Raw genomic sequence first — 11,362 nt, forward strand, 5'->3', positions numbered from 1 at the left:
CTCGGCATCGGTGTCAGGTCTGTCCCTGGTTGTCGGGCCCGGGTTCTTGTGCTTGATCCTCCACCCATTGCCAGAACAGCCGATAGCCGACCGCAAGTATCACCGGGCCGATAAACAAACCGAGGATGCCGCTCGTGACCATACCTCCCAAAGCACCGATCAGCACCACAGGCATCGGCACATCGACACCACGACCCAGCAGCAACGGTTTGAGGACGTTATCGACCAATCCTGCGATGAAAACATAGATTGCAAACGCAATGGTCGCCGTACTGGCACCTTCATTCGCGAAAACAAAGGCGATGACCGGAAGGGTAATCAGGGTGGCCGGTAATTGCATGATGCCCAGAAGCAGTACCGCCAAGGCGAGCAGACCTGCGCCGGGGACGCCCATGAACACAAAGCCGATGCCCACCAGTAACATCTGGATGAAGGCGATGCCGACCACCCCCAATGCCACTGCACGGATGGTAGCGGTGCACAGATCGGCGATTTTTGGCCCTTTGGCTGGACCACAGAAACGCGAAACGATCTGCACTGCGCTACGGTGGCCACTTTCGCCATAGGCTAAAAAAATACCGGCAATAATCAGGGCAGCAATGAATAAAAGGAGCCCCATGCCGACACCCGCAAGCTTGCTCAGCAGGGCGAGGCTGACGCCTTTGATTTGCGGTAAGAACTTGTGCATCAGATCTGGCAGGTTGGTGACGGCTTGCATCCATAAGCCATGAAGAGGTTTCCCCACGATCGGCCAACCGGCAATCGCATCGGACGGAGGGGGAATTTGGAAGCTGTCACTTTTGACCGTACTCATCGCCCGCTCCAAGGAATCTGCAAGCGAGGTTCCCAACAAATAGACAGGCACCATAAGGATACCGATGGCGATCAACACGATCAGCGTCGCCGTGATCCCATCCTTATTCCCCAGCATGCCTTTGAACCTGATTTGCAATGGGTAGAGGGTGATTGCCAGGATCAGCGACCACAGCATCAGATGGAGGAATGGGCTGAATATCTGAAAGCAGAACATCACCAGAACGGCAATCACTCCGGCACGAATCAATACATCGAGCAGACCTCGGGAAAAAACCTTCTCGGAAATGGACGTGGGAATCATTGATATTTCCTCCTGTAGATAGGAGCAAAGACATGAGCCGGGTACGTCCAGCATAGACGTGCTGACAATCACGTGTTCGGCCGCGCTCGCGACTGCCCGCAATGGCCGGTTTGCCTTTGTTCAGGGCACTGCACAAAACGGATAGCGATCTGCGCAAAGCGGATATTGCCTGGTACCCGGCGTCTCTACCCTCGGCTGTACGGACGTAAGCCGCTTTACCGACTCTTAAAAAAACAACAACAAGAGATAGATGCCATGCGCAAGATCAACGTACATGAGGTTATCGACAATGCACGATTCAATCGCTTTCACTGGATGGTGCTGTTCTGGTGTGCCCTGATCATTATTTTCGACGGTTACGATTTGGTGATCTACGGCGTGGTGTTGCCGATGCTGATGAAAGAGTGGGGGCTCAGTCCCCTGCAAGCCGGGGCGCTGGGAAGTTATGCGTTGTTCGGGATGATGTTCGGCGCGCTGTTTTTCGGCCCGCTGTCGGACAAGATCGGTCGCAAAAAAGCCATCACCCTGTGCGTGATGCTTTTCAGCGGTTTTACCGTGCTCAATGGTTTTGCCCGTAACCCCACCGAGTTCGGTCTCTGCCGGTTCATTGCCGGCCTGGGGATTGGCGGGGTGATGCCCAATGTTGTGGCGCTGATGAATGAGTACGCGCCAAAGAAAATCCGCAGCACGCTGGTGGCGATCATGTTCAGCGGCTACTCGGTGGGCGGCATGCTCTCGGCGGGGCTCGGCATCGTGCTGATCCCGAGTTTTGGCTGGCAGTCGGTGTTTTACGTGGCGTTGCTGCCGTTGCTGTTGTTGCCATTGATCATGTACTTCCTGCCCGAGTCGGTGGGTTTCATGCTGCGTCAGGGGCGCGATGACGAGGCGCGCAACATCCTGGAACGGGTTGACCCGGCTTACATCGCACACGCCGGCGATCAATTGCACATGAGCGAAGTGAAGGGCACTGGCACCCCGGTGTTGCAACTGTTCCGCGAGGGCCGTGCGCTGCGCACGCTGATGCTGTGGCTGGCATTTTTCTGCTGCTTGCTGATGGTCTACGCCTTGAGTTCCTGGCTGCCGAAACTGATGGCCAACGCCGGTTACAGCCTGGGCTCGAGTCTGTCGTTCCTGCTGGTACTCAACTTCGGTGCCATTTTCGGCGCAGTCGGCGGTGGGGTACTGGGTGACAAGCTCAACCTGCCTCGCGTGTTGGCGGTGTTCTTCATCATTGCTGCCGTATCGATCACTTTGCTTGGCTTCAACAGCCCGATGCCGGTGTTGTACCTGCTGATCGCCGTTGCCGGCGCCACCACCATCGGCTCACAGATTCTGTTATACGCCTGCGCCGCGCAGTTCTATTCCATGACCATTCGCTCCACCGGTCTGGGCTGGGCGTCGGGCATCGGCCGCAACGGCGCCATCGTCGGTCCGCTCTTGGGTGGTGTCTTGCTGGGGATCAGCCTGCCGCTACAACTGAACTTCATGGCGTTTGCCTTGCCAGGCGCAGTGGCCGCCCTTGCCATGACCGTGTTCGCCATCAGCAGTCAGCGCAGCGCCAAAGGTGCTGCCCAGACACTGGCGCCGACCAGCGCTTAAACCAGGCAGTGGCGGCGCGGCGTCATGCCGTGTCGCCTTGCCTGGTCACCCACACGATTTTTTCCGAACAAGAGCGGCCGGGCCCTGTGCCACGGATCGCCTGACGAGTCTTGCGGCGAGGTTCCATGAAAGCGTTATTCCAGGACTTTTCCCTGTCGGCCGCAGTCGCCGGATTCATCGCCACGGTGATTTCCTACGCCGGGCCCTTGGTGATCATTTTTCAGGCCGCCGAGACCGCGCACCTCTCGCGGGAAGTGTTGTCGTCCTGGGTCTGGGCGATTTCCATCGGCAGCGCCGTGCTCGGCATCGGTTTGAGCCTGCGCTACCGCGTCCCGGTGATCATCGCGTGGTCGGCACCGGGCTCGGCGCTGCTGGTGGCCCTGTTGCCGGGGATCTCCATGCCGGAGGCAGTGGGTGCTTATCTGGTCAGCAGTCTGATTATCTTTCTGGTCGGTGTGTCGGGGGCGTTTGACCGGATCATCGGCAAATTGCCCGCGGCGATTGCGGCGGCGATGCTGGCGGGGATTCTGTTCAGCTTCGGCACCGGGTTGTTCGTCTCGTTGCAAGGCAAACCGTTGCTGGTACTGGCGATGTTCGTCACCTACCTGGTCTGCAAGCGGGTGATGCCGCGTTATGCGGTGTTGATGGTGCTGCTGGTGGGCTGTTCGATTGCGTTACTCAGCGGTGATTTGCACCGCGAAGCGCTGGTGATCGGTTTGGCCACGCCGGTATGGATCACCCCCGCGTTCAGCCTGAGTGCAATCCTGAATGTCTCCTTGCCGCTGGTGATGGTGGCGCTGACCGGCCAGTTTGTTCCCGGCATGGCGGTGCTGCGCGCCAGCGGTTACTCAACGCCGGCTGGCCCGATCATTGCCAACAGTGCGTTGGGCACTGCGCTGTTGGCACCGTTCGGTTGTCACGGGCTGAATCTGGCGGCGATTACCGCGGCCATTTGTACCGGCCGCGAGGCCCATGAAGACCCGGGCAAACGCTATGTCGCCGGGGTCGTGGGCGGGTTGTGCTACCTGGTGCTGGGGATCTTCGGTGCCACGCTGGTTTCGTTGTTTTCGGCGTTCCCCAAGGAACTGATTGCGGCCCTGGCCGGGCTGGCGCTGTTCGCCGCGATAGGCGGGGCGCTGGCCGGCGCAATGGCGGTGCCGAGTGATCGCGAAGCCGCACTGGTGACCTTTCTCACCACCGCTTCGGGCATGTCGTTGTTTGGTTTGTCCGCCGCTTTTTGGGGGCTGATTTTCGGCATGGTCACGCACCTGCTGTTGAGTGCCCGGCGTCCCGCGCCTGTGGTTCAGGCAACCCCTGCACAGGAGGCTGGGCGCTGACTTCGTCGGCGATCGCACCCCGAATCCTTATCCGTTTTCACTATCCCCCGCAGTGAGTTAGCTGCGGGTGGAGCACTTCAACCTGTCGATCAATAACAATAAGAGAAATGCGATGAAACAGATTCTTTCAACAACCAGTTCAGTGCTGTCCCTGGCTGTAGTCTCGGGCTTTTCCAGCGGCGTGATAGCCGCCGAGGGCGGCTTCATCGAAGACACCACGGCCACCTTGCAAGCGCGCAATTACTATTTCAGCCGGGACTTTTCCGACATCGTCGGGGCCAACCGGCAGTCGAAGGCCGAAGAGTGGGCGCAGGGCTTCATCCTCAACGTCAAATCGGGGTACACCCAAGGCCCCGTTGGTTTTGGTGTGGATGTCATCGGCCTGCTCGGCCTCAAACTCGACAGCAGCCCGGACCGGGTCAATACCGGTTTGCTGCCGGTGCACGATGATGGGCGTGCGGCGGATAATTACAGCCGACTGGAAGGTGCACTGAAGATGCGTTACTCCAAGACCGAGTTGAAGGTGGGGGAGTTGCAACCCAACCTGCCGGTGCTGGCCTTCAGCGATATCCGCCTGCTGCCGCCCAGCTATCAGGGCGCAAGCATCAGCTCCAATGAGATCAATGGCCTGACTTTGCAGGGTGGCCACTTGAGTTCGACCAGCCTGCGCAACGAGGCCGGCGACGAAAAAATGCAAGCCATGCTCGGTCATGTGCCGCAGCGTCAGGTCAGTAGTGACGGCTTCAACTTTGCCGGCGCTGATTATTCCTTCAATGACAAGCGCAGCTCGGTCAGCGCCTGGTATGGGCAACTGGAAGATATCTACAACCAGCGCTTCCTTGGCCTCAAGCACAGCCAGCCGATGGGCGACTGGACCTTGGGTGCCAACCTCGGTTACTACGACTCGCGCGAAGACGGCAAAAAGCTGCTGGGCAACATCGACAACCAGGCGTTCTTCTCCTTGCTGTCGGCCAAGCGTGGCGGCCACACGTTTTATGTCGGCTATCAGGGCATGTTCGGCGACAGCGCGTTCCCGCGAGTGTTTGCCAATATCTCACCGCTGGGCAACGAAGTGCCGACCTACGAGTTCGCCTACACCGATGAGCGTTCCTGGCAGGCGCGTTACGACTACGATTTCGCGGCCCTCGGCATGCCAGGCTTGACCAGCACCGTGCGTTACATCAGCGGCAACAATGTCGACACCGGCAAGGGGTTTGAAGGCAAGGACCGCGAACGTGATCTGGACCTCGGTTATGTGCTGCAGAGTGGCAGTCTCAAAGGCCTCGGGATCCGCGTGCGTAATGTTATGGCGCGCTCCAACTACCGCAGTGATATCGACGAAAACCGCCTGATCCTCAGCTACACGTGGAAGCTGTTATGAGTACTGAACAAGCACAACGACCGCATCCATTCGGTGCTGTGTCCGTGACGCTGGAGAAGCTGACCGAGTCCGTGCTGCAAACCGAGGAAGACATGCGCTTCGCCAATCAGCTGGCGCGCGCGGCAGGCGAACGGGTGAAGGCCAGTACGCTGAGCATGCAGTCGTCGGCTAGTGTGCTGGATGATCTGAACCTCTACATGCAGCGTCTGGATCAAGTGTTCGACGAGCTCGGCCGTCAATCGTTTCGGATTGGCTCGATCGTCGGCAGCATCCAGGATATTTCCCGTCAGACTAACCTGTTGGCGTTGAATGCCGCCATTGAAGCCGCGCGGGCGGGTAGTCACGGCCGCGGGTTTGCGGTGGTGGCGGATGAGGTGCGCAACCTTTCGCGTCAGGCGGCGGACTCCAGTGCACAGATCAGGCAAATCGCGACGGGGCTGGAGCAGTCCGCTGAAAACGCACGCCAGGGGCTGCAGCAGTTGTCTGGTTCAACCCGCCTAGGTCTGGAAAAAGCCCAGGTAGCGTTGCACTCGATGGGCGAGCTGCAAAGCGGTGCGGTGGCCAGGGTGGAAGTGGTCGAGCGCATCATGGCGCGGCTGGCCGGTTTACATGACCTGGCCTTACGGGCGAAACGGATGATCGAGTGAGTCGCGCGGTGTGCCAGTGATTACAGGTTGCTGGTGCAATCACCCATGACCTCGTAGGTCACACGATGGGTCTGGCCTTGATGATCGACATACTCCATGGTCGCTGGCACAACCCCGCAAGCGGTTGCGGTGTTCGTCACTGAAACCACCTTAGCGATGTCCAGCGGCTGCGCCGGGTTGTACGAGGTGGCGGCTGGCGCGTTGCCGGCGGCCAGGGCCGAGGTGGCGGCGAGGGTCAGAAACAGGCTGATCAGGGTTTTCATTTTTCCGTACTCCGTGTTGATTCCGATGGCTCAATTCTAGGCCTTGCCCGCGACCGATAAAGGGGCCAACGCCTGATGCTGCCTTACATGAAACGTAACAGTCACCGCCCCTGGAGGGCTTATGGATCTGCTCAATAACTTGCGGGTGTTCGTCCGCGTGGTGGACAGCGCAAGTTTTACCGCCGCCGCCGATGCGTTGGACCTGTCGACCGCGCAAGTGTCGCGATTGGTGGCGGATCTGGAGGAGCATGTGCAAGCTCGCTTGCTGCAACGCACCACACGCAGGTTGAGCCTGACCGAGGCCGGGGAACGGTTCTTGCTGCGCAGCCGGCAAATACTCGAAGAAATGGAGGAGGCAACGGCAGAGGCCCGCGGCGCCCATCTCAAACCCAGTGGACGATTGCGGGTGCACAGCATGAATGGCCTGGGCGTGTTGATCACGCCGTTGATCGCCCGCTACAGCGAGATTTACCCTGATGTGGTGTTCGAGCTGACCCTGTCGCAACGTAATCCAGATCCGTGGGAGGACCGGCACGACGTGGTGATTTCGATTGCCCATGAACTGGCCGACTCGCAATTGGTCGCCCATGCCATCGGGCAGATTTACAGCGTGCCCTGCGCCTCGCCGGAGTACCTGCAACGCCGGGGCGTACCGGACACGCCACTGGCACTGAACGATCATCGGTGCTTGCGCATGATCGACCCGTTGTACAGCGATCAATGGGTGTTCAAGGACGACCATGGGGAGCATGCCGTCCACCCGGCCAAGACCTTTCAATGCAACGTCGCCGAGTCAATGGTCAAGGCGTCAGAGGCCGGCATGGGGATCAGCCTGATTCCGTTCTATACCGCCACGCGCCCGTTGAGCGACGGCACGTTACTGCGCCTGCTGCCGGCGTGGCGCCCCCGTCAACGCAATGTGTACGCATTGTATCCGTCGCGGCGTTTTCTCGATGCCAAGGTCCGGACCTGGGTGGCCTTTCTCAAGGTCGAATTGCCCAAGCTGTTCGCCGAACATGACGCGGTGATGAACGATCCACGGCATTGGGCCTGACGTCGAAGGGCGTGCAAAGGGCGGTGTAGACTGAGGGCCTGTTCTCTTTCGGCAAGTCAAGGGAGTGTGCCCAGCCATGATCGGTGCCGAGTTACTGTCCTCCGAAACCCTGACGGTGGGGTGGTTGATCTATGCGCCAGTGCTGATCTGGGCCATTGCGCGAGTACCCTGGGTCGAACTGTTCAGCGATAGCCGCCGCCAGCATCTGTTGTTCGGCACGGTGTTCGCGCTGTTCATGCTCTGGCTGGTACGCCGGGATTTTGATACCGGCGTGTCCTATCACTTCATCGGCATGACGGCCGTGACGTTACTGCTGGATTGGCCGTTGGCGATTGTCGGCGGGTTGGTGGCGCAAGTGGGGTTGGTGCTGCTCGGGCGGCAGGACATGGCGGCAGTGGGGGTCAACGGCGCGCTGCTGATTCTGCTACCGGTGCTGGTCACCGAGTGCTGCGCCATCCTGGTGGAGCGTGCCCAACCGCGTAATCCCTTTGTGTATATCTTCTGTTCCGGTTTTTTGGCCGCCGCGTTGTCGGCGTTGTCATGCCTGATTCTGGCACTGACGCTGCTGTGGTATGACGAGCGTTTTGCCATGCCATATTGGCTGGAAGATTTTGTCGGATATCTGTGGCTGCTCATTTTTCCGGAAGCGTTTATCAACGGCATGGTGGTCAGCGCATTGGTGGTGTTCTGCCCCGAGTGGCTGGAGACATTCAATCGCACGCGCTATCTTTCGGCGCCCTGGAAAGATGACGATCCCAAATCTTGATCCACATCAAATCCAAAAAACGTTGACGAATCCATGCTCCTGAAAACCTTCAGGAGCATGGAAATGAGTGTCTACGAATGGGCCAGGCAAGAGTTGCGTCAGAGTCTGGATGTGGCGCAAGAGGTGGGCTTCGATCCGGGATTGAGCCTGCGCGCCTTGCTCAGTGCGGTGGTGCAGCAGAGCAAGGCGGTACGCAATGTCGAAGACCTGGCCGATGAGTTGCGGTTTCTCGCCGAGAACCTCGACGAGGGCCAGGACTATGGTTTTATGCGGCCCTGAGGGTCGTGATCAGTGACGCGGATCGAAGTCGCCGCTGAACAGCTCGTCCTCGGCATCGGGAGGCACCGGAATCTTGTGTTCTTCCGACGCCCAGGCGCCCAGGTCGATCAGTTTGCAACGATCCGAACAGAACGGCCGGAATTTGTTCTCGGGGCTCCATTCGACGGGGGCGCCGCAGGTTGGGCAATCGACGGTTGGGGTTTGGCTCATGACTGGCCTCCACGCAAAGTAAGGTAAAAGTGATGCAGGCGTTCGACCTCGCTGTGCAGCCAGGCGAGGTCGCGGTCGTTGACCACCACATCGTCGGCATGGCTCACGCGGTCCTGTCGGCCGGCCTGGGCCTTGAGGATCGCCTGGACCTGCTGTTCGCTAGTCTGGTCACGTCGCAGGGTGCGTTCGATCTGTAACTGTTCCGGGGCATCGATCACCAGGACCCGTTGGGTCATGGCGTACTGCCCGGACTCGATCAGCAGCGGCGAAACCAGAATCGCGTAAGGTGATTGTGCCTTGGCCAGATGGTGGGCGATTTCCTCGGCGATCAGCGGATGCAGCAGTGCTTCGAGCCAGCGGCGCTCATCTGGCACTTCGAAGATCAGCTTGCGCAGGGCCGCACGATCCAGTTGGCCGTCGGCTTGCAGTACGCGGGGGCTAAAGTGTTCGGCGATCTTCGCCAGTGCCGGGCGTCCCGGCTCCACCACCCAGCGAGCCGCATGATCGGCGTCCACCACGTGCACGCCAAGGTCGATGAAGTGCTGGGCGGCCGCGCTTTTGCCGCTGCCGATGCCGCCGGTCAGGCCGAGAATCCAGGGTTTTTCCACAGGGGTATTCATTTCAAACCGACAAACAGCCAATAGAAGCCGGTTATTTGACCACCCCAGAGCAAGGCAATCCAGCCGGCAATGGCCAGATAGGGGCCAAAGGGTAGCGGCGTCGAGGTTTTCGCGTCCCGCAGGCGCAGCAAAATCACCCCGATGATGGCCCCCAGCAGCGATGACAGCAGGATGGTCATGGGCAGGATCTGCCAGCCGCCCCAGGCGCCAAGCATCGCCAATAGCTTGAAATCACCGTAGCCGATGCCGTCCTTGCCGGTGATCAGCTTGAACAGCCAGAACACCGACCACAACGCCATGTAGCCGGCCACCGTGCCCCACAGCGCGTCATGCAGTGAGACGAAGAGCCCGAAGCTGTTGACGATCAACCCCAGCCACATCAACGGCAGTACCAGCGCGTCCGGCAACAGCTGATGGTCGGCGTCGATCAGGCTCATTGCCAAAAGGCCCCAGCTAAAGACCAGCACCATGCAGGCCTGCCAGCCGAAACCGAAATGCCAGGCGACCAACGCCGACAGCAGGCCGCAAGCCAGTTCGGTCAGCGGGTAACGTTTGCTGATGGGCGCGGCGCAGTTCGAGCAGCGCCCGCGTAAAAACAGATAACTGAGTACGGGAATGTTTTCCCACGCTCGAATCCGATGGCCACAGTGGGGACATTCGGAGTGGGGCAGTATCAGGTTATAAGCCGGGCCAGGCGCTTCGGGTGGCAAATCCAGTACGTCATGGGCTTGCAGGCGCCATTCACGCTCAAGCATTTTCGGCAGGCGCCAGACCACCACATTGAGAAAGCTGCCGATCAGCAAGCCGATCACCCCGGCGACGATCACGAAGGCCAACGGGTTGAGACTCAGGAATTCGTTCAAGGACATATCAGATCGCTGAGCCGAGTTGGAAGATGGGCAGGTACATTGCAACCACCAGCCCGCCGACGATAACCCCCAGCACTACCATGATGAATGGCTCCATCAGGCTGGTCAGGTTATCGACCATGTTGTCCACCTCGGCCTCGTAGAAGCTCGCGACTTTGTCGAGCATGTCGTCCAGTGCGCCAGATTCTTCGCCAATGGCCGTCATCTGGATCGCCATCGTCGGAAAGATACCGGAGGTGCGCATGGAAAAATTCAACTGCATGCCGGTGGAAACATCCTGCTTGATGCGCAACACCGCTCGCTTGAACACGATATTGCCGGTCGCGCCCGCCACTGACTCCAGGGCTTCGACCAGTGGCACGCCGGCGGCAAACGTCGTCGACAGGGTGCGGGCGTATCGGGCCACGGCGGACTTGTACATGAGCGTGCCAACCAATGGCAGTTTCAGCAGCCAGGTATCCGTCCGGTCGCGAAAGCCAGGGGAATTCTTGAAGGCATGGCGCAGGCCGAAGATCCCCCCAGCCAGCACGCCGAGTATCATCCACCACCAGTCCTGCATGAACTCCGACAAACCGATGACCATTACGGTGAACGCCGGCAGTTCGGCGCCAAACCCCGAGAACACCGACTCGAACTGCGGCACAACCTTGACCAGTAGAATCCCGGTCACGATGATCGCGACGAATACCACGGCCAACGGGTAGGTCATGGCCTTCTTGATCTTGGCCTTGAGGCTTTCGCTCTTTTCCTTGTAGGTCGCCACCCGCTCCAGCAGGGTATCCAGGGCGCCGGCTTGTTCGCCGGCATCCACCAGGTTGCAGTACAGCTCATCGAAATACTGAGGTTTTTTGCGCAGCGAAGCCGCGAAGCTGTTACCGGCCGAGACTTCCTGTTTCAGTTCGTCCACCAGCTTGCGCATGTTCGGGTTATCGAAGCCTTCGCCGATGATCTCGAACGATTGCAGGAGCGGTACGCCGGCTTTCATCATGGTCGCCATCTGCCGGGTAAACAGGGCAATGTCCAAGGGTTTGATGCGCTTACCGGCACTGAAAATGGACGCGGATTTTTTCCGTACCTTGCCCGGGTTGATACCCTGCTTGCGCAACTGGGCCTTGATCAGCGCGGGATTTTGTCCGGTCAGCTCGCCGGTCATTTTCGCACCTTTGCGATCCGTGCCTTCCCAGGCATACACGCTGATTTTCGCTGCTTTGACCGCCATG

The 11,362-nt window shown here is 59.4% G+C and carries 13 protein-coding genes; 7 read left to right on the top strand and 6 right to left on the bottom strand.

Annotated features, from left to right (window positions below; genetic code table 11):
• Positions 1-13: 13 nt before the first annotated feature.
• A complete protein-coding gene (locus ACZ9BB_RS28335; RefSeq protein ID WP_476218085.1) occupies positions 14-1,117 on the bottom strand; it encodes an AI-2E family transporter in 1,104 nt (367 codons plus the stop codon).
• Between the two features lie 255 nt (positions 1,118-1,372).
• Between ACZ9BB_RS28335 and ACZ9BB_RS28340 the strand changes: the two genes are divergently transcribed.
• From ACZ9BB_RS28340 to ACZ9BB_RS28355, 4 genes are all read left to right on the top strand, one after another.
• On the top strand, positions 1,373-2,716 hold the full coding sequence (locus ACZ9BB_RS28340) for an aromatic acid/H+ symport family MFS transporter (RefSeq protein WP_476218087.1): 1,344 nt from the start codon (positions 1,373-1,375) through the stop codon (positions 2,714-2,716).
• A 125-nt stretch (positions 2,717-2,841) separates the two neighbouring features.
• On the top strand, positions 2,842-4,053 hold the full coding sequence (locus ACZ9BB_RS28345) for a benzoate/H(+) symporter BenE family transporter (protein WP_476218089.1): 1,212 nt from the start codon (positions 2,842-2,844) through the stop codon (positions 4,051-4,053).
• Positions 4,054-4,165: 112 nt separating this feature from the next.
• Positions 4,166-5,434: an OprD family porin gene (locus ACZ9BB_RS28350; protein WP_476218091.1), complete on the top strand. Its 1,269-nt coding sequence runs from the start codon at positions 4,166-4,168 to the stop codon at positions 5,432-5,434.
• Between the two features lie 197 nt (positions 5,435-5,631).
• Positions 5,632-6,081, top strand: a complete 450-nt coding sequence (locus ACZ9BB_RS28355; RefSeq protein WP_476218445.1) for a methyl-accepting chemotaxis protein — start codon at positions 5,632-5,634, stop codon at positions 6,079-6,081.
• A 20-nt stretch (positions 6,082-6,101) separates the two neighbouring features.
• Here the strand turns inward: ACZ9BB_RS28355 and ACZ9BB_RS28360 are convergent, their stop codons facing one another.
• Complete coding sequence (locus ACZ9BB_RS28360) at positions 6,102-6,344, bottom strand: DUF2790 domain-containing protein (RefSeq protein ID WP_454187823.1); 243 nt, start codon at positions 6,342-6,344, stop codon at positions 6,102-6,104.
• A gap of 121 nt (positions 6,345-6,465) precedes the next feature.
• Here ACZ9BB_RS28360 and ACZ9BB_RS28365 point away from each other — a divergent pair, with 121 nt between their 5' ends.
• The 3 genes from ACZ9BB_RS28365 (at position 6,466) to ACZ9BB_RS28375 (ending at position 8,443) form a co-directional block, all read left to right on the top strand.
• Entirely contained in the window at positions 6,466-7,398 is a 933-nt protein-coding gene (locus tag ACZ9BB_RS28365; protein WP_476218093.1) for a LysR family transcriptional regulator, read from the top strand.
• A 76-nt stretch (positions 7,399-7,474) separates the two neighbouring features.
• Positions 7,475-8,164: an energy-coupling factor ABC transporter permease gene (locus ACZ9BB_RS28370; RefSeq protein WP_476218095.1), complete on the top strand. Its 690-nt coding sequence runs from the start codon at positions 7,475-7,477 to the stop codon at positions 8,162-8,164.
• Between the two features lie 63 nt (positions 8,165-8,227).
• Positions 8,228-8,443 carry a hypothetical protein gene (locus ACZ9BB_RS28375; protein WP_008015127.1) on the top strand — a complete coding sequence of 72 codons (216 nt, stop codon included), beginning with the start codon at positions 8,228-8,230 and terminating at the stop codon, positions 8,441-8,443.
• A 9-nt stretch (positions 8,444-8,452) separates the two neighbouring features.
• Here ACZ9BB_RS28375 and yacG read toward each other — a convergent pair whose 3' ends face one another.
• The 4 genes from yacG to ACZ9BB_RS28395 are packed head-to-tail and all read right to left on the bottom strand — an operon-like array spanning position 8,453 to position 11,361.
• Entirely contained in the window at positions 8,453-8,653 is a 201-nt protein-coding gene (gene yacG / locus ACZ9BB_RS28380) for a DNA gyrase inhibitor YacG (protein ID WP_007938961.1), read from the bottom strand.
• Positions 8,650-9,273, bottom strand: a complete 624-nt coding sequence (coaE, locus tag ACZ9BB_RS28385; RefSeq protein WP_476218098.1) for a dephospho-CoA kinase — start codon at positions 9,271-9,273, stop codon at positions 8,650-8,652. Before coaE ends, yacG begins: the two co-directional genes overlap by 4 nt.
• Positions 9,270-10,142 (bottom strand): prepilin peptidase, encoded by an 873-nt coding sequence (locus ACZ9BB_RS28390; protein ID WP_476218099.1) that lies wholly within the window; start codon positions 10,140-10,142, stop codon positions 9,270-9,272. The genes coaE and ACZ9BB_RS28390 overlap by 4 nt, the downstream gene beginning before the upstream one ends.
• A gap of 1 nt (position 10,143) precedes the next feature.
• Positions 10,144-11,361, bottom strand: a complete 1,218-nt coding sequence (locus tag ACZ9BB_RS28395; RefSeq protein ID WP_476218101.1) for a type II secretion system F family protein — start codon at positions 11,359-11,361, stop codon at positions 10,144-10,146.
• Between the last annotated feature and the right edge of the window lies 1 nt (position 11,362).

Source organism: Pseudomonas sp. TE3552 (assembly GCF_056278945.1).

What these genes read in the sequence shown, in the direction of transcription:
- ACZ9BB_RS28335 (WP_476218085.1), bottom strand. Translation starts at nt 1,117, where the DNA reads ATGATTCCCACGTCCATTTCCGAGAAGGTTTTTTCCCGAGGTCTGCTC.
- ACZ9BB_RS28340 (WP_476218087.1), top strand. Translation starts at nt 1,373, where the DNA reads ATGCGCAAGATCAACGTACATGAGGTTATCGACAATGCACGATTCAAT.
- ACZ9BB_RS28345 (WP_476218089.1), top strand. Translation starts at nt 2,842, where the DNA reads ATGAAAGCGTTATTCCAGGACTTTTCCCTGTCGGCCGCAGTCGCCGGA.
- ACZ9BB_RS28350 (WP_476218091.1), top strand. Translation starts at nt 4,166, where the DNA reads ATGAAACAGATTCTTTCAACAACCAGTTCAGTGCTGTCCCTGGCTGTA.
- ACZ9BB_RS28355 (WP_476218445.1), top strand. Translation starts at nt 5,632, where the DNA reads ATGCAGCGTCTGGATCAAGTGTTCGACGAGCTCGGCCGTCAATCGTTT.
- ACZ9BB_RS28360 (WP_454187823.1), bottom strand. Translation starts at nt 6,344, where the DNA reads ATGAAAACCCTGATCAGCCTGTTTCTGACCCTCGCCGCCACCTCGGCC.
- ACZ9BB_RS28365 (WP_476218093.1), top strand. Translation starts at nt 6,466, where the DNA reads ATGGATCTGCTCAATAACTTGCGGGTGTTCGTCCGCGTGGTGGACAGC.
- ACZ9BB_RS28370 (WP_476218095.1), top strand. Translation starts at nt 7,475, where the DNA reads ATGATCGGTGCCGAGTTACTGTCCTCCGAAACCCTGACGGTGGGGTGG.
- ACZ9BB_RS28375 (WP_008015127.1), top strand. Translation starts at nt 8,228, where the DNA reads ATGAGTGTCTACGAATGGGCCAGGCAAGAGTTGCGTCAGAGTCTGGAT.
- yacG (WP_007938961.1), bottom strand. Translation starts at nt 8,653, where the DNA reads ATGAGCCAAACCCCAACCGTCGATTGCCCAACCTGCGGCGCCCCCGTC.
- coaE (WP_476218098.1), bottom strand. Translation starts at nt 9,273, where the DNA reads ATGAATACCCCTGTGGAAAAACCCTGGATTCTCGGCCTGACCGGCGGC.
- ACZ9BB_RS28390 (WP_476218099.1), bottom strand. Translation starts at nt 10,142, where the DNA reads ATGTCCTTGAACGAATTCCTGAGTCTCAACCCGTTGGCCTTCGTGATC.
- ACZ9BB_RS28395 (WP_476218101.1), bottom strand. Translation starts at nt 11,361, where the DNA reads ATGGCGGTCAAAGCAGCGAAAATCAGCGTGTATGCCTGGGAAGGCACG.